General features: G+C 76.3%; 21 protein-coding genes. 16 read left to right on the top strand and 5 right to left on the bottom strand.

The genetic code is table 11. The features are described 5' to 3' along the window. The first annotated feature begins 19 nt into the window (after positions 1–19). From ACRAKJ_RS28480 to ACRAKJ_RS28460, 5 genes are all read left to right on the top strand, one after another. Positions 20–790, top strand: coding sequence for a hypothetical protein (locus ACRAKJ_RS28480; RefSeq protein WP_438921256.1), 771 nt, complete (start codon positions 20–22; stop codon positions 788–790). A gap of 130 nt (positions 791–920) precedes the next feature. Then, on the top strand, positions 921–3,605 hold the full coding sequence (locus ACRAKJ_RS28475; protein WP_438921255.1) for a BTAD domain-containing putative transcriptional regulator: 2,685 nt from the start codon (positions 921–923) through the stop codon (positions 3,603–3,605). A 57-nt stretch (positions 3,606–3,662) separates the two neighbouring features. After that, on the top strand, positions 3,663–4,166 hold the full coding sequence (locus ACRAKJ_RS28470) for a sigma-70 family RNA polymerase sigma factor (protein WP_438921254.1): 504 nt from the start codon (positions 3,663–3,665) through the stop codon (positions 4,164–4,166). Between the two features lie 87 nt (positions 4,167–4,253). Beyond that, a complete protein-coding gene (locus tag ACRAKJ_RS28465) occupies positions 4,254–4,628 on the top strand; it encodes an SRPBCC family protein (RefSeq protein ID WP_438921253.1) in 375 nt (124 codons plus the stop codon). Positions 4,629–4,638: 10 nt separating this feature from the next. Continuing rightward, positions 4,639–5,472, top strand: a complete 834-nt coding sequence (locus tag ACRAKJ_RS28460) for an aldo/keto reductase (protein WP_438921252.1) — start codon at positions 4,639–4,641, stop codon at positions 5,470–5,472. A 43-nt stretch (positions 5,473–5,515) separates the two neighbouring features. Here ACRAKJ_RS28460 and ACRAKJ_RS28455 read toward each other — a convergent pair whose 3' ends face one another. Continuing rightward, positions 5,516–6,412, bottom strand: coding sequence for a substrate-binding domain-containing protein (locus ACRAKJ_RS28455; protein WP_438921251.1), 897 nt, complete (start codon positions 6,410–6,412; stop codon positions 5,516–5,518). A gap of 243 nt (positions 6,413–6,655) precedes the next feature. Between ACRAKJ_RS28455 and ACRAKJ_RS28450 the strand changes: the two genes are divergently transcribed. After that, positions 6,656–8,461: a carboxypeptidase regulatory-like domain-containing protein gene (locus ACRAKJ_RS28450; RefSeq protein ID WP_438921250.1), complete on the top strand. Its 1,806-nt coding sequence runs from the start codon at positions 6,656–6,658 to the stop codon at positions 8,459–8,461. A 42-nt stretch (positions 8,462–8,503) separates the two neighbouring features. Here the strand turns inward: ACRAKJ_RS28450 and ACRAKJ_RS28445 are convergent, their stop codons facing one another. Both ACRAKJ_RS28445 and ACRAKJ_RS28440 read right to left on the bottom strand, forming a co-directional pair. After that, positions 8,504–9,130, bottom strand: coding sequence for an MBL fold metallo-hydrolase (locus ACRAKJ_RS28445; protein WP_438921249.1), 627 nt, complete (start codon positions 9,128–9,130; stop codon positions 8,504–8,506). Next, positions 9,130–10,215, bottom strand: coding sequence for an S-(hydroxymethyl)mycothiol dehydrogenase (locus ACRAKJ_RS28440; protein ID WP_438921248.1), 1,086 nt, complete (start codon positions 10,213–10,215; stop codon positions 9,130–9,132). Before ACRAKJ_RS28440 ends, ACRAKJ_RS28445 begins: the two co-directional genes overlap by 1 nt. 270 nt (positions 10,216–10,485) lie before the next feature. On the opposite strand from ACRAKJ_RS28440, the gene ACRAKJ_RS28435 reads away from it, so the two are divergent. The 10 genes from ACRAKJ_RS28435 to ACRAKJ_RS28390 are packed head-to-tail and all read left to right on the top strand — an operon-like array spanning position 10,486 to position 17,119. Next, a complete protein-coding gene (locus ACRAKJ_RS28435; protein ID WP_438921247.1) occupies positions 10,486–10,761 on the top strand; it encodes a hypothetical protein in 276 nt (91 codons plus the stop codon). A gap of 2 nt (positions 10,762–10,763) precedes the next feature. Further along, positions 10,764–11,105 carry an antibiotic biosynthesis monooxygenase gene (locus ACRAKJ_RS28430; protein ID WP_438921246.1) on the top strand — a complete coding sequence of 114 codons (342 nt, stop codon included), beginning with the start codon at positions 10,764–10,766 and terminating at the stop codon, positions 11,103–11,105. Then, entirely contained in the window at positions 11,102–11,719 is a 618-nt protein-coding gene (locus ACRAKJ_RS28425) for a SchA/CurD-like domain-containing protein (protein ID WP_438921245.1), read from the top strand. Before ACRAKJ_RS28430 ends, ACRAKJ_RS28425 begins: the two co-directional genes overlap by 4 nt. Then, positions 11,716–12,105 carry a cupin domain-containing protein gene (locus ACRAKJ_RS28420; protein ID WP_438921244.1) on the top strand — a complete coding sequence of 130 codons (390 nt, stop codon included), beginning with the start codon at positions 11,716–11,718 and terminating at the stop codon, positions 12,103–12,105. The genes ACRAKJ_RS28425 and ACRAKJ_RS28420 overlap by 4 nt, the downstream gene beginning before the upstream one ends. After that, complete coding sequence (locus tag ACRAKJ_RS28415; protein ID WP_438921243.1) at positions 12,102–13,364, top strand: beta-ketoacyl-ACP synthase II; 1,263 nt, start codon at positions 12,102–12,104, stop codon at positions 13,362–13,364. The genes ACRAKJ_RS28420 and ACRAKJ_RS28415 overlap by 4 nt, the downstream gene beginning before the upstream one ends. Next, the gene (locus ACRAKJ_RS28410) at positions 13,361–14,587 is read left to right on the top strand and encodes a beta-ketoacyl synthase N-terminal-like domain-containing protein (protein ID WP_438921242.1); all 1,227 of its coding nucleotides are present in this window, start codon (positions 13,361–13,363) and stop codon (positions 14,585–14,587) included. Before ACRAKJ_RS28415 ends, ACRAKJ_RS28410 begins: the two co-directional genes overlap by 4 nt. Position 14,588: 1 nt before the next feature. Continuing rightward, a complete protein-coding gene (locus ACRAKJ_RS28405) occupies positions 14,589–14,831 on the top strand; it encodes a phosphopantetheine-binding protein (protein ID WP_438921241.1) in 243 nt (80 codons plus the stop codon). Positions 14,832–14,833: 2 nt separating this feature from the next. Continuing rightward, positions 14,834–15,292, top strand: a complete 459-nt coding sequence (locus ACRAKJ_RS28400; protein ID WP_438921240.1) for an SRPBCC family protein — start codon at positions 14,834–14,836, stop codon at positions 15,290–15,292. Continuing rightward, entirely contained in the window at positions 15,277–15,606 is a 330-nt protein-coding gene (locus ACRAKJ_RS28395) for a TcmI family type II polyketide cyclase (protein ID WP_438921239.1), read from the top strand. Before ACRAKJ_RS28400 ends, ACRAKJ_RS28395 begins: the two co-directional genes overlap by 16 nt. Next, positions 15,599–17,119, top strand: coding sequence for an FAD-dependent monooxygenase (locus tag ACRAKJ_RS28390; RefSeq protein WP_438921238.1), 1,521 nt, complete (start codon positions 15,599–15,601; stop codon positions 17,117–17,119). Before ACRAKJ_RS28395 ends, ACRAKJ_RS28390 begins: the two co-directional genes overlap by 8 nt. Positions 17,120–17,173: 54 nt before the next feature. Here the strand turns inward: ACRAKJ_RS28390 and ACRAKJ_RS28385 are convergent, their stop codons facing one another. Next, positions 17,174–18,325: an MFS transporter gene (locus ACRAKJ_RS28385; RefSeq protein WP_438921237.1), complete on the bottom strand. Its 1,152-nt coding sequence runs from the start codon at positions 18,323–18,325 to the stop codon at positions 17,174–17,176. Continuing rightward, complete coding sequence (locus ACRAKJ_RS28380; protein WP_438921236.1) at positions 18,322–18,996, bottom strand: FCD domain-containing protein; 675 nt, start codon at positions 18,994–18,996, stop codon at positions 18,322–18,324. The genes ACRAKJ_RS28385 and ACRAKJ_RS28380 overlap by 4 nt, the downstream gene beginning before the upstream one ends. Between the last annotated feature and the right edge of the window lie 129 nt (positions 18,997–19,125).

The raw sequence follows: 19,125 nt of genomic DNA, 5'->3' as shown, positions 1-19,125 counted from the left end.
GTCGAGGCAAGGGGACGCCATGCGCTATCGACCGATGGACGGTGAGCCGGAGGACCCGAGGTTGGGCCGGTTCGTGCCGGACGACTGGCGGCACGTCGAGAACTACCCGCTGACCGCGCTGGCGGAGCAGCCCTCGCGGCGGCCCGTCGTGATCGGCGTGAACTGGTACCGGGAGATGGACGGCCCGGTGCGCGACGAGACCAGCGGCGAGCACTTCATCGCGCGCGGCGGGGCGAGGTCGCTGACCCGCATCCGCGGCGGGCACTGCGTGTGCCTGGAACCGGGCGGCGGCCCGGACCAGGAGGCGTGGCGCGCGTTCTACGACCAGGGCACCGAAGGCGCGTGCGTCGGGTTCGGCTGGTCGCGCGCCATGTCGATCCTCAACGGCGGGCTCTACTCGGCGCGCTGGCTGTGGTCGCGGGCCAAGGAGCGCGACGAGTGGTCCGAGACCAACCCCGGCGACAACGAGGGCACGTCGGTGCGCGCGGCGGCCGAGGCGCTGGTCGAGCTGGGGCACGTGCCCTGGCAGGACGAGTACGCCGCCCACGACTGGCGCACGCGCTCCGGGTACGCGCCGGACGGCGGGCACGGCCTCGCCGCGTTCCGCTGGGCCAGGACGGTCGACGAGGTGCACGCCCTGCTGGGCAACGAGCGCGCCGACGAGCTGGGCGCCGTGCCGGTGCTCAACTCGTGGGGCACCGGCTACCCGCTGCGCGTGTGGCTGCCCGACGACGTCCTGGACCGCCTCATCGGCGAGGACGGCGAGATCGCGGTGCCCACCGATCGGTGATCCGCGCGCGGGGCCGGTCGGCGGTAGACTGGCCGGCCCACCGACCAGTGATCGAGGGGCCGCCCTGATCGGCAAGAACGTCCGGCTGTCCGTCCTGGGACCACTGCGCGCACGGGTCGACGGCGCGGAGGTGGCCCTCGGGCCTCCGCAGCAGCAGGCGGTGCTCGCGCTGCTGGTCGTGGCCGGGGGCGAACCCGTGCCGATGTCCGCCGTCGTCGACGCGCTGTGGCCCGCCGACCCGCCGCCGAGCGCGGCCAACGTCGTGCACCGGTACGTCGGCGCGCTGCGCCGGGTCGTCGAACCGGACCTGCCGCGCCGCGCCACCGGTCGCTGGCTGCTGCCCGTGCCGGGCGGCTACCAGCCGGTGCTCGACGCGGAGGTCCTGGACCTGCTGCGGTTCCGCGAGCTGGTGCGCGCGGCGGACGACGCGGACCCGCGCGCCGGGCTCGCCTCGCTGCTCGCCGCGCTGGAGCTGTGGCGCGGGCCGGTGGCGTCCGGGATCGCCGAGGAGATCCGGTCCGGCGCGCAGTTCGTGGCGGTCGAGCACGAGCGGGTGGCCGCCGTGCGCCGGGCCGTGCGGCTCGCGTTCGACTGCGGCGAACCGGGGGCCGTGCTGCCCGCGCTGCGGCGCGTGGCGCACGGCCACCCGCTGGACGAGGCGCTGCACGCCGACCTGGTGCGGGTGCTGGCCGCCACCGGGTCCCAGGCCGAGGCGCTCGACGCCTACGAGGCGGTGCGCGCCCGGTTGGCCGACGAGCTGGGGCTCGACCCGGGCGAGGCGCTGCGGGCGGCGCACCGGGCCGTGCTCGTCGCGCACGCCACCGAGCCCGTGGTGCGGCCCGCGCAGCTGCCGCGCCCGCTCGACGCGTTCGTGGGCAGGCAGGACGAGGTGGAGGCGCTGTCGACGGCCGCCGCCGACGGGGCCGGGCTGATCGCCGTGACGGGCATGGCCGGGATCGGCAAGACCACCCTCGCCGTCCACTTGGCCCACCAGGTGTCCGGGCACTTCCCGGACGGCCTGCTGCACGCCGACCTGCGCGGTTTCCACCCGGACGACAAAGCGGTGGACCCGGCCGCGCAGCTGGGCGACTTCCTGCACGCGCTGGGCGTGCGGCCGGCGGACGTGCCGGACGGCGAGCAGGCGCGGTCCGGGCTGTTCCGCAGCCTGCTCGCCGGCCGCCGCGCGCTCGTGCTGCTGGACAACGCCCGGGACGCCGAGCAGGTCCGGCCGCTGCTGCCCGGCGCGGGCAGCCTGGCCGTGATCACCAGCCGCGACGACCTGGCGGGCCTCGTCGCCTCGCACAACGCCCACGCCGTGCGGCTGGACGTCCTCGACGAGGGCGCGGCCCGGGAGGTGCTGGTCCGCCGGCTCGGCAAGCGGCGCGTCGGGGCCGAGGAGCACGTGGTGGGCGCGATCCTGGCCGCCTGCGCGCGGCTGCCGCTGGCGCTCGCCGTGGTGGCCGCCCGCGCCGCGACCCGGCCCTCGTTCAGCCTCGCGACGCTGGCCGACGACCTGGCGGACACCCGAGGCGGCCTGGACGCGCTGTCCACCGGTGACGTCGCGCTCGACGTGCGGGCGGTGTTCTCCTGGTCCTGCGACGCGCTGAGCCCCGCCGCGGCCAGGCTGTTCCGGCTGCTCGCGCTGCTGCCCGGCGACGACGTCGGCGTGCCGGCGGTGGCCGCCGCCCTGGGCGAGCAGCCGTCCCGCGCGCGCCGCCTGCTCGCCGAGCTGTGCGCCGCGCACCTGCTCACCGAGCACGCGCCCGGCCGGTACTCGCCGCACGACCTGCTGCGCGCGTACGCCACCGAGCTGGTCCACGAGCACGAGAGCGCGGCGGAGCGGGACGCGGTGGTCGACGCGGTGCTGGACCACCACCTGCACACCGCGTGCGCGGCGGCCCTGGCCCTCTCCCCGGAACGGGTGCCGATCCCGCTCGACCCGCCCCCGGCGGCGGCGCGCCCGCTCGCCTTCGCCGACGGGGCCCGGGCCGCCGCCTGGTTCGCCGCCGAGCGCCGCGTGCTCCTGGCCGCCCAGGCGCGGGCCGCCGAGCGGGGGCGGCACGACGTCGCCTGGCGGCTGGGCTGGTCCCTGGCGCACCACCTCGACCGGGCGGGCCACTGGGACGACCTGGTGACCACCAGCCGGGTGGCCATCGCCTCGGCGCGCCGCGTCGGCGACCGGTTGGGCGAGGGGCACGGGCTGGTCGGCCTGGCGCGGGCCGAGGCCGACCTGGGGCGCGTCGACGTGGCGTGCGCGACCGGCGAGCAGGCGCTGACCGTGCTCGCCGACGTGGCCGAGCCGCGGCTGCTCGCCGACGTGCACCGGTTCGCCGGGTGGCTGTACGAGGGCGCGGGCGACCACGTGCGGGCGCTCGACCACGCGAGCGAGGCGCTGCGGCTGCAACGCCTCGGCACGGACAACGCCCGCCTGGCCCGCGCCCTCAACGCCGTGGGCTGGTACCTCGGCCTGCTCGGCCGGCACGAGGAGGCCCTGGCCCACTGCCGCGAGGGCCTCGCGCTGACCTCGCCCGACGACGACTACGGCCTGGCCGACCTGCGGGACAGCATCGGCCTGGCCCTGGCCAACCTGGGCCGGCTGGACGAGGCGGTCGAGCACTACCGCGCGGCGCTCGCCGGCTACGGGAAGCTGGGCATCCGCTACGCCCTGGCCGACACCGGCGAACGGCTGGGCGACGCCGAGGCCGCCGCCGGCCGCCCGGACCTCGCCGCCCACCACTGGCGCGCCTCGCTGGCCGTGTTCGAGGAGCTGGGCCTGCCCAGGGCCGACGACCTGCGCGCCAAGCTCACCCCCTGACGACGGCTCCCCGGGACGTTCACTTGTTGTGCACTTCGGGTTCCTAGCGTCGGGGCCGTGACGTCCGCGGCCGGTGACGAGTTCACGCGATCGGTGTTCCTGGAGCACCGGCTGCTGCTGCTGGCCCACGCCAGGCGGCTGACCGGCGACCACCACGCCGCCGAGGACGTCGTGCAGGAGGCGATGATCCGCACGTGGCGGCACGCGGACCAGCTGCTCGACGACGGCGGCCCGGTCCGGGGGTGGCTGTTGACCGTGGTGCGCAACATCGTCCTCGACCGGGCGCGGGCGCGGCGGGTGCGACCGGTCGAGGTGGACGACGCGCGCACCGCGCCCGCGGTGACCACCGACCACGCGGACCGGGTGGTCGCCGACGTCGTCGTGGGCGAGGCCCTGCTGCGGCTGCCCACCGAGCTGCGCCGCGTCCTGGAGCTGGTCTACCTGCGGGGCGACACGGTCGCCGAGGCGGCGTCCGCGCTGGACATCCCGGCCGGCACGGTCAAGTCCCGCACCCACCGCGCGATGCACCTGCTGCGCAGCGGCACGCCGCGCGCCGCGTGACCGGACCGGACACCGACCGGGGACCGCCGCCCGCCGCCCGGCGCTCGCCACCCGGCGCTCGCGCGGCTCCTCGGCGACGATGGGGGAGTGGAGGGCAGGACGAGCGCACCGGGCCGGGCGCCGGCGGCGGTGGTGTGGGAGCGCTACGCCGAGCCGGCGCGGTGGCCGGGCTGGGCGCCGCAGATCACCGGCGTCGAGGCGTCGGCACCGCGCATCGCGCCCGGCGTCACGGGTCGCGTCCGCGGCCCGCTGGGCGTGCGGGTCGCGTTCACCGTGACCGAGGTGGACCCGGTCGCCCGCACCTGGGCGTGGGACGCGCGGCTGGGACCGCTCCGGCTGCACCTGCGCCACGGCGTCGAACCGGACGGGGCGACCTGGCTGGTCGTGCGCGGACCGGCTCCGGTCGTGCTGGCCTACCTGCCGATCGCCCGGATCGCCCTGGGGTCGCTCACCCGGCGCTAGGGTCGGTCCCGTGATCACGACCTTCCGCATCGGCGGAGACCTGGAGGTGGGCCGGCTCGGGTTCGGCGCCATGCGGCTGCCGACCGCTCCCGGCCCGGCGCGCGAGGCGTCGATCGCGGTCGCGCGGCGCGCGGTCGAACTCGGCGTGGCGCTGGTCGACACCGCCCACATGTACGGCTGGGGCGCGAACGAGGAACTGCTGGCCGAGGCCCTCCACCCGTACCCGGAGGGCCTGGTCGTCGCCACCAAGGTCGGCATCCGGCGGGCGGGCGACGAGTGGCGGTGCGACGGCCGTCCCGACTCGCTGCGCCGCCAGGTCGACGAGGCCCTGCGGCGGCTGCGCGTCGACCGCGTCGACCTGCTGCAACTGCACCGCGTGGACCCCGACGTGCCGCCGGCCGACCAGTTCGGGGCGCTGCGGGACCTGCGCGCGGAGGGCAAGGTCCGCCACGTCGGCCTGTCCGAGGTCACCACCGACGACCTGGCCCGGGCCCGCGAGGTCGTGGACGTCGCGAGCGTGCAGAACCGCTACAGCCTCCTGGAACGCGGCCACGAGCCGGTGCTGCGGGCGTGCGAGGCCGCCGGGATCGCCTTCCTGCCCTGGCGACCGGTGGCGGGCGCGGCCGGCGCCCCCGCGGTGATCGCCGAGGTGGCCGCGGAACTCGGCGCCACACCGGCACAGGTCGCCCTGTCCTGGCTGCTGCACCGTTCGCCCGTGGTCGTGCCGATCCCGGGCACCTCCCGGATCGAGCACCTGGAGGAGAACGTGGCCGCGGCGGCCCTGCGCCTGGACACCACCCACCTCGCCCGCCTGGACCGCCTGGACCGGCCGCCGGCGGACTGACGGCGGCGGACTGACGGCGGCGGGCGGCACGAGCGGCACGGCGTCACCGGGTCTCGCGCACCTCGGGGTGCAGGATCGTCCGGGTCACCTGCTCGCGCCCCTCGTGCAGCTTCACGAGCGCGTGCACGGCGCTCTGCGCGAGGCGGTGCGAGTCCTGCACCACGGTCGCGCGCAGCGGGCTGGTGCCCCGGTCGACGAGGGTCCGCGCCTCCGCGATGCCGTCCACGCCGACCACCACCGTGCCCCCGGTCGACGGCGAGGGCGTGGCCCGCAACGCGTCCACCGCGCCCAGCGCCATCTCGTCGTTGGTGCAGAACACGGCGTCCAGCGCCGTCCGCCCGTCGAGTTCGCGGACGTGCGCCCGCACCGCGTCGAACGCGCGCACCCGCTGGAACGCGCAGCGGTCGTTCACCTCGATCGACACCCCGGCCAACCCGGCCCGCAGCACCTGCGCGCACCACACCTGCCGAGCGCGGTGCTCGCGACTGGCCACGACCAGCACGTGCGCCGGCCGTCCCGACCGCTCCAGCCACCCGACCAGCCACCGGCCCGCGAGCGCCCCGATGTCCGAGCTGAGGTAGCCGACGAACGCCGAGCCGCGCGGGTACCGGTTCTCGTCGAACGGCTCTATGTCCATGAACACCACGGGCCGCGCCAGCTCGGCGCAGAACGCCACCAGGTCCGGCTGGAGCCGGTGCACCTCGGTGGCCGCCACGAACCCGCCCAGGTAGTCCTGCCGCCTCGCCAGGACCCGCCGCAGGTGGTGGGCCTGCGCCGCCGAGTCGTAGTCCCGGTCGGGCACCTTGAGCACCAGGTCGATGCCGCCCCGGTCCAGCACGCCGTGCAGCCGCTGCACGAACTCCGCGACCCAGTACTTCTGGTCGAACGCCGACGTGATCAAAAACGCCCGCCGGGGCCGACGCCCGCGCCGGATGTCCATCCCGTCCCCTCGCGCCGGAGGAATGAGCGAATGATGCGGGCACCCCGGCGGGCGGCGCACGCAGTTCTGCGGTCCGGCCCCGGCCCGTGACCGCCGGCTCACCGAGGGACAAAGCCGGTGACAGCGCCACCGGCGGTCAGTACATTCCGCGTGGAATAGCGTGCCGGGGCACGCTCGGGGGGAAATCCGGTGGGCTCACCCGCCTCGTCCTCGCGCGCCCGCACGCCCACGTGGAGGGGAAGAATGAGACGTCGTCTTGCGGCGCTGGTCGCGGCGTGCGCGGTGCTCGTGCCGTTCGCGGGCACGGCGAGCGCCGATCCGGTGCTGTCCGAGGGCATCGTCACGGCCCGGTTCACCGGTCAGCCGGTGCCCGGCGCGTGCGTGACCGCCTTCGACGCGAACCAGGTCCAGGTCGCCCAGGACTGCGCCGACGCCGCCGGCCACTACTCGGTGAGCGTCCCGACCGGCTCGTGGGGGCCGTTCAAGCTGCGCACGACCGCCGAGGGGTACGCCGAGACCTGGTACGCCCGGCACTCCGGGGTGGACGCGCGCGACTTCGCGTCGGCCGACCCGGTCTACACCGGCGACCCCCGGCACGAGCTGGGGCTGCGACCGCCGGGCGTCGGCGTGCTGCGCGGGACGCTGACCACCTCGGCCGGCGCGCCGATCGAGTACGCGTCGGTGCAGGTCGTCGACGTCGACGGCGGCCACTGGGGTCCGTCGACCAGCACGGCGGCCGACGGGACCTACCGGTTCACCGGGCTGTGGCCCGGCCACTACAAGATCCAGTTCCGCTCGCCCCACGACGGCGAGCAGTGGTACCCCCGGCAGGAGGCGAACAGCGGGGCCGAGGCGGTCGTCGTGGCCGGCGACGTCGAGACCGTCGTCGACGAGCGGACCCTCCCGCCGGGCACGGTCGACCTGACCGTGGTGGACGAGGTGTCCGGCGCGCCGGTCCGGGACTTCTGCGTCTTCACGCCGGGCGTGGGCGCGGACCGCCCGTGCACGACGGACGGGCGGGTCTCGTACCCGCTCAACCGGGGCACGTACACGCTCCACGTCACGCCGGGCAGGACCCACTTCGGGGTCGACCACCGCGATGTGGTGGTCCGCTCCGGTGAGACCACGCGGGTGGTGGCCCGGGTGAAGCCCGGGGTCGCGATCCGCACGACCGTCCGGGACGCGCGCACCGGCGCGCCCGTGGCCGGGACCTGCGTGCAACCGGTCGCGGTCGCCGGGCACGGCGTGTCCGGCGAGTTCGCGTCCGACTGGTGCAGCGACGCCTCCGGCGCGGTCACCCTCGGCCCGCTGGCGCCCGCGGCCTACCGACTGCTGGCCCGGCCCGCCGAACCGCACGGCCTCCAGTGGGTCGGGTGGCTCGGCGGCACCGGCGACCAGCGCCGGGCGCGGGTGCTCGACGCGACGCCGGGGCGGTGGACGGACCTGCCGCCGATCCGCCTGGACCGCGCGGGCACCGTGACCGGTGTGGTGCGGGACGGGGCCACCGGCGCCGGGGTCGAGGGCGCGTGCGTCTTCGCGTACGCCACGACGAGCGCCTACGGCGACGCGTGCACCGACGGGAACGGCGCCTACCGGCTCACCGGCCTGGGCCCGTACCGCTGGCCGTTGGAGTTCGCGCACGCCCCGGGCGAGTACGCCTGGCAGTGGTCGGGCGGCGCGGCGGACCGCTTCGGTGCCGCGCCGGTCGCGGTGCGCGCCGGGCGCGAGGTCGCGCACGACGAGTCCCTCGTGCCGGCGGGCAGCGTGAGCGGCGCGACGTCCGTGGACGGCGACGAGTTCGGCTGGGTCGAGGTGACGCCGGTGAACGCCCGGACCGGTGACGTCGCCGGTGTCGCCACCACCAACTACGGCTTCGGCTACATCGTGCCGGGCCTCAACACCCAGGAGGTCAAGCTCCACTTCCGGGTCGTCGAGCGGGACCCCCGCCGGGAGGTCTGGTACCGGGACGCCGCCTCGTTCGACGCCGCCACGCCGGTCGCGGTGACGGCGGGCGCGGACGTGCCGGGCACCGACCAGCACATCGGGTAGCGGCGTGCGGGCGGGTCACCGCCGGTGGCCCGCCCGCACCCGTCAGCCGGCCCGGGCGATCCAGTCCGCGAGGTGCGGCGCCTCGGTGCCGATGGTGGTGTCGTCGCCGTGGCCGGTGTGCACGACCGTGTCCGGCGGCAGGGTGAGCAGCCGGGTCCGGATCGACTCGATGATCGTGGCGAAGTCCGAGTAGGACCGCCCGGTGGCGCCCGGTCCGCCGTGGAACAGGGTGTCGCCGGTGAACACCGCGCCCAGGTCGGGGGCGTGGAAGCAGACCGCGCCCGGCGCGTGGCCGGGGGTGTGCAGGACGTGCAGCGCGGTGCCCGCGACCTCGATGACCCGGCCGTCGGCGAGGTCGCCGCCGGGGTCGGTGTCCGGGTGGGTGAGCCGCCAGACGACCAGGTCGTCCGGGTGCAGCAGCACGGGCGCGCCGGTGAGCCGCGACAGCTCCGGCGCGACGCGGACGTGGTCGTCGTGGGCGTGCGTGGCCAGGATCGCCTTCACCGCGCGGTCGCCCACCACCCCCATGATCCTGTCCACGTCGTGCGGCGCGTCGACGACGACGCACTCGGTGTCGTCGCCGATCACCCAGACGTTGTTGTCGACGTCGAAGGTCTGGCCGTCGAGGCTGAACGTGCCCCGGGTGGTGGTGTGGTCGACGCGGGTCATCAGAAGACCACCACCGAGCGGAGCACGTCGCCGTGGTGCATCCTGGCGAAGGCGTCCTCGACCTGGTCGAGGGCGATGGTCTCGGTGACGAACGCGTCGAGGTCCAGGCGGCCCTGCCGGTACAGGTCGATCATGTAGGGGAAGTCGCGGGAGGGCAGGCAGTCGCCGTACCACGACGACTTGAGCGCGCCGCCGCGGGAGAACAGGTCGATCAGCGGCATCTCCAGCCGCATCTCCGGGGTGGGCACGCCGACGAGCACGACGGTGCCGGCGAGGTCGCGGGCGTAGAACGCCTGCTCCCAGGTCTCCGGTCGGCCCACGGCGTCGATGACGACGTCGGCGCCGAACCCGCCGGTCAGCTCGCGCACCCGCGCCACGACGTCCTCGGAGCCTGCGTGCACGGTGTGCGTGGCGCCCAGCCCGGTGGCCCACTCCAGCTTGCGGGGGTCGAGGTCCACGGCGACGATCGTCGTCGCGCCGGCGACGCGCGCGCCGGCGACCGCGGCGGCGCCGACGCCGCCGCAGCCGATGACCGCGACGGAGTCGCCGCGGGTGACGTTGCCGGTGTTGACCGCGGCGCCGAAGCCGGCCATCACGCCGCAGCCGAGCAGCCCGGCGACGGCGGGGGAGGCCTGCGGGTCGACCTTGGTGCACTGGCCGGCGTGCACGAGGGTCTTCTCGGCGAACGCGCCGATGCCCAGGGCGGGGGAGAGCGGGGTGCCGTCGGCCAGGGTCATCGGCTGCGCGGCGTTGTGGGTGTCGAAGCAGTACCAGGGCCGGCCGCGCAGGCAGGCCCGGCAGCGGCCGCAGACCGCGCGCCAGTTGAGCACGACGAAGTCGCCGGGCGCGACGTCGACCACGCCCTCCCCGACCGCCTCGACCACGCCGGCGGCCTCGTGCCCGAGCAGGAACGGGAACTCGTCGTTGATGCCGCCCTCCCGGTAGTGCAGGTCGGTGTGGCAGACCCCGCAGGCCCGCACCGCCACCACGGCCTCACCGGGCCCCGGATCGGGCACCACGACGTCCACCACCTCGACCGCGGCACCCCTGCCCCGTGCGACCACACCGCGAACCGTCTGAGCCACGTAGATCCTCCTCGATGCCCGCTGTCGGGTTCTGTTCTATGCCACGAGCCGCCGTTCGCGAAACCGGCCCGGCCCCGCCGGCGGCGTTCGCTCCACAGTGGAGTGCGGTACCGCGCCACGCGGGGAACGGGAACACGAAGTGCGACAAGCGTTTTACCCGTTCGAGTGGTCCGCACCCCCGGGGTGGTTGTGCGGTGGACAGCGCGGGGTCCGACCCGGAACGTGGGGAACCCGACCGCGACCAACCCCGCCGTCAGGGAGCGACCACCGATGTCGAGCACACTCCGCGCCGCCGCGCTGACCGCCGCGGCCCTCGTGACCGCGGTCCTCTTCGCCGAACCCGCCCGCGCCGACCCCGGCATCTGCATCGACCACGTCATGGAGCACGGCCACGAGGCCACCGACGCGGTGCTGCGCGCCTGCAAGATCGCCAAGACCGGTCTCCCGGACGACGTCCGGAAGTGCCGGGGCATCCTCCACCGCGAGGGCGTGGAGGGCGACGTCGCCCGGCACGCGTGCCGCATCGCCTCCTACCCGGAGGAGTAGCGGTGGAGCACACCGACGCCCTGCGGGTGATCTTCCGGCTGCGCGCCGCGCCGGGCGCCGGGCAACGCCTGCGCGACGCCTACGAGCGCATCCGCCACGAGGTCGCCCGCGTCGAGGGCTACCTCGGCGACCAGCTGTGCCAGTCCGCGCACGACCCGGACGAGTGGGTCATCACCAGCGAGTGGGAGAGCCCCGGGCACTTCGCCACCTGGGAGGCCACCGCCGGGCACCGCGCCCTCGCCGCGCCGCTGATGGCCTGCGTGACCGAGCGCGAGTCCCGGCGCTACCTCGTCCGGGCGACCACCCGCGCACCACGACGACAGGAAGTGGGAGGCACGCCGTGAACCGCTACGCCTTGACGTTCGCCGTGCGGCCGGGGTCCGAGGACGCCGTCGCCGCCATCCTGTCCGACTACCACCGGCCCCCGCCGGGCACGTCGGCCGGCGGCCCGCCGCGCACCCTGCTCGACCGCACCTCGGTGTTCATGGCCGGCGCGACCGTCGTCCGGGTCGTCGACATCACCTGCCCGCCCGCCGAGGCCGTCCGGCACCTGGCCGGTCAACCGCAGGTCAGGGCCGTGGAGGATCGGTTGCGGCCGTACCTCGCGCACCCCCGCGACCTGTCCGACGAGGGCGACCGCCGCCGCTTCCTGGCCACGTCCGCGATGCGGGTGGCCGGTCGGCGCGGTGCGGTCGAGCGCGGCGCGCCCCGGACCGCGGCGCTCTACCTGGCGCTGCCGGGAAGGGGCCGCGAGGTGGCCAGGCTGCTCGCCGCGGCGCCCACCGACGGCGGCGCCACCGTGTTCCGCCGGCACGACCTCGTGGTGCGGCTGGCCGAGTCCGGGCCGGGGGCGGCCGACTCGCCGCCGGTGCCGCTGGCGGGCCTGCTCGCCCCGCTCGTGCGGCTCGCGCGGCCGATGGCGCTGGTGACCGACCGGGTGGCGGAGGCGGTGGCGTGACCGGGCAGCTGCACCGGGCGGTGGGCCCGGCCGACGTCACGCCCCTGCTGCACCGCGGCGGCGACGTCCGCGTCCTGCTCGGCCCGGCGACCGTCGGCTCGACCAGCGGGTTCCTCGGCGTGCTGGCGCTCGCGCCCGGCGAGCGGGTCACCGAGCACTACCACCCCTACTCCGACGAGTACCTGTACGTGGTCGAGGGCGAGGTGGAGCTGGACCTCGACGACGTGCCGCACCCGTTGGCCGCCGACCGGGCGATCCTGGTCCCGAAGGGCGTGCGGCACCGGGTCCGCAACACCTCCGCCGCGCCCGCGCGCCTGGTCTTCCACCTGTGCCCGCTCGCGCCCCGCCCCGAACTGGGCCACGTGGACACGGAGCCGACGCCGTGACCCGCCGGGTGGCGGTGACCGGCATCGGCGTGGTGGCGCCCGGCGGCACCGGCGTGAAGGCGTTCTGGGAGCTGCTGACCGCGGGCCGCACCGCCACCCGCGCGATCTCGCTGTTCGACGCGTCGGGGTTCCGGTCGCGGGTGGCCGCCGAGTGCGACTTCGACCCCGCCGAGGCCGGGCTGAGCGCGGCCGAGGTCGCCCGGATGGACCGCTACGCCCAGTTCGCCGCGGTGGCCGCCGACGAGGCGTGGGCGCAGGCCCAGCTGGACGTCGCCGACCCGTGGCGGGTGGGCGTGTCGATGGGCTCGGCCGTCGGCGGCACGACCCTGCTGGAACGCGACTACGCGGCCACCTCCGACCGGGGCGCGCGGTGGCTGGTCGACCCGGCCGCCGCGTCGCCGTTCCTGCACCACGCCCTGTCGCCCGCGATGCTGGCCGCCGAGGTCGCTGACCGGGTGGGGGCGCGCGGACCGGTGCGCACCGTCTCCACCGGCTGCACGGCCGGTCTCGACGCGGTCGGGCACGCCGCCCGGCTGGTCGAGGACGGCGTGGTCGACGTGGTGCTCGCGGGCGGGGCGGAGTCGCCGATCTCGCCGATCGCGGTGTCCTGCTTCGACGCCATCCGCGCCACCACGGCCCGCAACGACGACCCGGAGCACGCCGCGCGGCCGTTCGACCTGGACCGGGACGGGTTCGTGCTCGGCGAGGGCGCCGCCGTGCTGGTGCTGGAGGAGCGCGAGCACGCCCGCCGCCGGGGCGCCGTGGTGCTCGCCGAGGTCGCGGGCTTCGCGACCCGCAGCAACGCCTTCCACATGACCGGCCTGCGCCCCGACGGCGTGGAGATGGCGGAGGCCGCCCGCCTCGCCCTGGACCAGGCCCGCGTCGCGCCCGCCGACGTCGACTACGTCAACGCCCACGGCTCCGGCACGAGGCAGAACGACCGGCACGAGACGGCCGCGTTCAAGCGGGTCCTGGGCGAGCACGCGCGCGCGGTGCCGGTCAGCTCCATCAAGTCCATGGTCGGCCACTCGCTGGGCGCGATCGGCTCGATCGAGCTGGCCGCCTGCGTGCTCGCGCTCGTCCACGGCGTCGTGCCGCCCACGGCCAACCTCGACACCCCCGACCCGGAGTGCGACCTGGACTACGTGCCGCACACCGCCCGGGAGCTCGACCTGCGCGCCGTGCTGTCGGTGGGCAGCGGGTTCGGCGGGTTCCAGTCCGCGGTCGTGCTCACCCACGCCGCGCGAGGGCGGTCGTGAGCACCGCCGTGGTGACGGGCGTCGGCGCGGTCGCCCCGAGCGGCACCGGCGCGGACTTCTGGCCCGCCGTGCGCGCGGGCCGCCGCGCGCTGGGCCCGCTGCGCCGCTTCGGGCCCCACCCGTACCCGGTGGTCGTGGCGGGCGAGGTCGACGGGTTCGGGCCGGACGGGTGGGTCGACCCGCGCGTCGCCGTGCAGACCGACCGGTTCACGCACTTCGCGCTCGCCGCCGCCGACCTGGCGCTGCGCGACGCCGACCTGGACCCGGCGACCGTGCCCGACTTCGGGTTCGGCGTGGTGACCGCGAGCTACTCCGGCGGCGTCGAGTTCGGCCAGCGCGAGATCGAGGCGCTGTGGCGGCACGGCCCCCAGCACGTCGGCCCCTACCAGTCGATCGCCTGGTTCTACGCGGCGAGCACCGGCCAGGTGTCCATCGGCCGCGGCCTGCGCGGCCCGTCGTGCGTGCTGGTCGCGGACGAGGCGGGCGGCCTGGACGCGTTCGCCACCGCGCGCGACGAGCTGGCCCGGGGCGCGCGGGCGATGCTCGCGGGCGGCGCGGAGGCGCCGTTCTGCCCCTACGCGATGTGCTGCCAGCTCGGCCTGGGCCTGCTCAGCACCGGCGAGGACCCCGGCACGGCCTACCTGCCCTTCACCGCGCGGGCCGCCGGGTTCGCGCCCGGCGAGGGCGGCGCGGTGCTCGTCGTCGAGGACGCCGACGCCGCCCGCGACCGGGGTGCCGCCGCGCGGGCCGTCATCGCCGGGCACGGCGCGACGTTCACCGGCCCGCAGCGCTTCGGCGACTCCGCCGAGGGCCTGGCGCGGGCGGCCCGGACCGCGCTGGCGCAGGCCGGTGTCGACCCGGCGGAGGTCGACGCGGTGTTCCTCGACGCGCTGGGCGACCCGCGCGCCGACGAGGCCGAGGCGCGGGCGCTGCACCTGCTCTTCGGTGACCGCGCCGTCCCGGTCACCGCGCCCAAGACCGGGTACGGCCGCTGCTACGCGGGCGCCGCGCCGCTCGACGTCGCGACCGCCGTCCTGGCCGTCGAGCACGGCGCCGTGCCGCCCACGCCCGGCGTCCGCGACTGGCGGTTCGACCTCGACCTGGTCACCGGCGAGGCCCGCCCGCTCGACACCCGCACCGCGCTGGTCCTGGCCCGAGGTCTGCACGGCGGCAACTCGGCCCTGGTCCTGCGACGTCCCGAACCGACCCGAGGAGGCAGTTGACGTGGACACCACACCTTCGCCCACCGACCTGGCGGCGCTGATCAGCCGCTGCACGGGGGTGGCCGTCACCGGGGACCAGCTCACCGACGGGCGCGCGACGTTCGCCGACCTCGGCGTGGACTCGCTGGGCCTGATGGGCGTGCTCGCCGAGCTCAAGCGCCACCACGGCCTGCCCCAGGACGTGGACCTGGACGCCGAGCAGCCGACCGGCGAGCTGCTGACGGCGCTGACCGGGAGGGCGTGAGCATGGCCGGGCACACCGAGAACGAGGTCCTGATCGACGCGCCGATGGACGTGGTGTGGGAGCGCACCAACGACGTCGAGCGCTGGCCCGGGCTGTTCAGCGAGTACGCGTCGGCGGAGGTGCTGGAGCGCGACGGCGACCGCGTGCTGTTCCGCCTCACCACGCACCCCGACCCGGACGGGAAGGTCTGGAGCTGGGTGTCCGAGCGGGTCGCCGACCCGGTCACCCGGACCGTCACCGCGCGCCGCGTCGAGACCGGGCCGTTCGAGCGCATGGACATCCGCTGGACCTACGAGCAGGTCGACGGCGGCGTGCTCATGCGGTGGGTGCAGGACTTCGCGATGAAACCGGGCGCGCCCCTCGACGACGCCGGGATGGCGCGGCGCATCGACGAGAACACGCCCGTGCAGATGGCCCTGATCAAGCGGAAGGTCGAGGAGGTCGCGTGCACCGCACCCTGATCGTGGCCAGGATGGCCCCCGACGCCGCCGACCAGGTGGCGCGCGTGTTCTCCGAGTCCGACCACCGCACGGACCTCGCCGAGGTGATCGGCGTCCGCTCCCGCACCCTGTTCCGGTTCGGCGAGCTGTACCTGCACCTCATCGAGGGCGAGCGCCCGCTGGAGGAGGCCGTGTCCGCGCACCGCTACCACCCGGAGTTCCGGCGGATCAGCGAGGACCTGCGGCCGTTCGTCTCGCCCTACGACCCGCAGGCGTGGCGGGAGCCGAAGGACGCGATGGCGGAGGAGTTCTACCACTGGGAGCGTCGTGCCTGAGCCGCTGCGCGTCCCGGCGCTGATCGCGGGCGGCGGCGTGGTCGGCCTGTCCGCCGCGGTGTTCCTCGCCCACGCCGGCGTGCCCTGCCTGCTCGCCGAACGCCGGTCCGGGCCGCTCGCCGAGCCCCGGGCCCGCTCCCTCAACCCGCCCACGGTGGAGCTGTACCGGGCGGTCGGCCTGGAGCGGGCGATCCGCGCCGTCCGCTCGCCCATCGCCGACCACACCGTCGTCGCGCACGCGGAGAGCGTGGCCGGGCCCGAGCGGGTGCGGCTGCCCGAGCGGGGCACGGCGGGCGGCCCCGGCGAGTGGGCGCCCATCGACCAGGACCAGCTCGAACCGGTGCTGCGCGACCACGCCCGCGCGAGCGGCGCGGACGTGCGCTACGGCACCGAGGTCGTCGCGGTCGAGCAGGTGCCCGACGGGGTGCTCGTGACGCTGCGCTCGGGCGGCGACGGCGATGGCGACGTGCGGGTGCACGCCGGGCACCTGGTGGTCGCGGACGGGGCGCACAGCCCGCTGCGCCGCCTGCTCGACATCGGGCACAGCGGGCCCGGCACGGTCGCGCGCAAGCTCGACGTGCGCTTCACCGCCGACCTGAGCGCACCGCTGGCCGGGCGCAGGGTCGTCGCGCTGACCGTCGCCAACGCGGCCGTGCGCGGCTTCCTCACCTCGGTGGACGGCGCGCGGCGGTGGCGGTTCGCGATCTCCCTCGAACCGGGTCAGACCGCCGCGGACTTCACCGAGCGGCGGTGCGCCGACCTGGTGCGGGCCGCGATCGGCGTGGACGGGCTGCCGGTGACCGTGGACCGCGTCGCCGGCACCACGTGGGACGTCGCTGGCCGCGTCGCGGACCGGATGCGCGTGGGCCGCGTGCTGCTGGCCGGGGACGCGGCGCACACCATGCCGCCGGTCGGGTCGTTCGGCGTGGCCACGGGCGTGCAGGACGCGTTCAACCTGGCCTGGAAGCTCGGCCTGGTGCACCGCGGCGTGGCGGGGGAGGAGCTGATGGCCAGCTACGAGGCCGAGCGGCTGCCCGTGGCGTGGGCGACGACGACGCTGTGCGTCGAGCGGTACCGGGTGCTCAACGGCGGTCCCGGCGACGCCGCGGCGAACGGCGCCCGGCGCGGGCGGCTGATGTTCGAGTGCGCCTACGCCGAGGGCGCGTTCGTCCCGGACCCGGACCACCCCCGCTCGACCCGGGTGGCCGGGGCGGCGGACCTGCTCGGCGGCTGGGCGCTGCTGACCGGCGCGGCGGCGCGGGGCTGGGAGGAGGCCGCGGCGCGGGCCGTCGTGCCGATCACCTGCCGGTCCGCGCCGGACCTCGTCGCGGCGGACGGGGCGGTGCTGGTGCGGCCGGACGGGTTCGCCGCGTGGCGGGGCACGGACCCGGGCTCGCTGCACGCCGCGCTCGACCGCGTGCTGTGCCGGACCGGGCCGGACGCCGCCGGGGCGGACATCGCCGGGGTGGCGGGTCCCGGGGTGGAGGACGTGGTCGGCATGCCGGTCGGGTAGTGGTCCGACCGCGCCGGGGAAGGCGCCGATCCCGGGGGACCTGGCCCGCCGCTGTCAGTCGACGGACAGTTTGCGGGCCAGGTAACCGGTCCAGGCCAGGGTGACGGCGGTCAGGCCCAGCACGCCCGCCGCACCCAGGCCCGCGGCCACCGCGCCCACCGCGGCGGGCACCACGACCTGCCCCGCGCGGTTGCCGGTCAGGCGCAGCGACATCGCCCGGCCGCGCGCGCCCGGCGGGGCCGATCCCGCCAGCCACGACATCGTCAGCGGCTGGCCGACGCCCAGGCCGAGCCCGGCCACCGTCACCGCCGCCACCAGCGCCCACACCGGCACGGGCGCGGCGCAGCACGCCAGGCCCACCGCGGCCGTCGCGACGCCGCCGATCAGCAGCCGCTTGCGGCCCAGGGCCGCGCTGAGCCTGCCCAGCAGGACGCGCGACACCATCGACGCGGCGGCCCGCAGCGCCAGCAGCGCGCTGACCAGGCCCGCGGACAGCTCGCGCTCCGCGCCCAGCGCCGGCAGGTAGACCAGCGAGATGTCCACCGCGGCGATCACCACGCAGCTCGTGGTCAGCGCCCTGGCCAGGCCCGGCAGGCGCAGCAGCGCCCCGAGGCCCACCGCCTCGCCCGACGACCGGTCGCGGGTGGTCCGGCTGCTCCGCAGCGGCACCGCGCACACCACCAGCAGCGTGCTGACCAGGCACGTGCCCAGGAAGATCGGCCCGGTGTCCGGGATGGACCCGCCGCCGCCGAACAGCGGGATCAGCAGCGGCCCGAGCAGCTGGCCGAGCGAGGCGGCGAACGTGTAGTAGCCGAACGCGGAGTCCAGGCTGCCGCCCGAGGCGGCGTTGGCCACCAGCGCCTGCTGGCCCACCACGCAGCACAGGTGCGCCGTGCCGAGCAGGACGCTGCCCGCCAGCAGACCGGGCAGGCCGTCGTCGAGGAGCACGAACACCGCCGTGGCCCCGGTCATCAGCACGCTGCCCGCGACCAGCACGCGCCGTTCGCCGACCCGGTCCACCAGGTGCCCGGCGGGCAGCGCCAGCACCAGCGGCACGAGCGCGAAGCACGCCGACAGCGCGCCCAGCCACGACGCGGGCACGTCCAGCTCCAGCGCCCGGTAGGACGCGGTGGGCCGCAGCACGAACGTGACGACCTGGGTGAGGACCGCGTGGCCGAACAGGGCGACGGTCGCGGTGCGCCTCACGGCCGCTTCGACAGCCGCCACGCCGCGTGCGCGGTCAGGCTGGTGTCGACGTGCTCCCGCATCGCGGCCGCCGCGCCGTCGCCGTCGCCCGCGATCACCAGTTCCAGCAGCGCCGCGTGCTCGCGGTCCTTCCGGGCCCGCTCGTCCTCGGCGCGCTCGACCTCCAGCGCGAGCCGCCGGTAGCGGTCGGTCTTGTCCCAGAGCCCGTCGAGCGCCTCGACCAGCAGCGCGTTGTGCGAGGCGCGGTAGAGCGCCGCGTGGAACCGCCGGTGCACGGCCAGCTCGTCGAGGCCGGAGTCGGCGGTGAGCGCGCGCAGCCCCTCGGCCGCCTCGCGCATCTCGCGGACGTCGTCGGCGGTGCGCCGCCGCGCGGCCAGGTCGACGGCCACCGGGTCGAGCGCCCGGCGCAGCTCCACCAGGTCGCGCGCCTCCTCGGCGCGCAGCTCCGCCACCCGCGCGTCGCGGTGCGCGCCCAGCTCCACGAGGCCCTCGGCCTTGAGCCGCTTCAACGCCTCGCGCAGCGGCGTGGTGCTGATCCCGATCTCCTGCGCGAGCGGCCCCTGGTTGATCACCGAACCCGGCGCCAGCTCGCCGGAGAGCACGCGCCGGCGCACCTCGTTGTAGGCGAACTCGGCCTTGGTCTGGAACACGGGCGCTGGTTCCGGCAGCACGGGGTGGCGCTCCTCCCGGTCGGACGACGACAGGTCATAGCTTATAACCTGTGTGCCGGAAGGCGGCGTGACCTGGACCGCACTCCCGCGCGGTGATCGGGTCCTGCGCACGACACGGTGTCGAACGGG

It is taken from the genome of Saccharothrix sp. DSM 118769 (assembly GCF_052936295.1).
This window is presented reverse-complemented; position numbering and strand designations above follow the sequence as displayed.

Bases quoted from the DNA above. Each gene is read 5' to 3' on its own strand.
- ACRAKJ_RS28455 (WP_438921251.1), bottom strand. From the start codon at position 6,412: ATGGACATCCGGCGCGGGCGTCGGCCCCGGCGGGCGTTTTTGATCACG.
- ACRAKJ_RS28480 (WP_438921256.1), top strand. From the start codon at position 20: ATGCGCTATCGACCGATGGACGGTGAGCCGGAGGACCCGAGGTTGGGC.
- ACRAKJ_RS28450 (WP_438921250.1), top strand. From the start codon at position 6,656: ATGAGACGTCGTCTTGCGGCGCTGGTCGCGGCGTGCGCGGTGCTCGTG.
- ACRAKJ_RS28435 (WP_438921247.1), top strand. From the start codon at position 10,486: ATGTCGAGCACACTCCGCGCCGCCGCGCTGACCGCCGCGGCCCTCGTG.
- ACRAKJ_RS28400 (WP_438921240.1), top strand. From the start codon at position 14,834: ATGGCCGGGCACACCGAGAACGAGGTCCTGATCGACGCGCCGATGGAC.
- ACRAKJ_RS28445 (WP_438921249.1), bottom strand. From the start codon at position 9,130: ATGACCCGCGTCGACCACACCACCACCCGGGGCACGTTCAGCCTCGAC.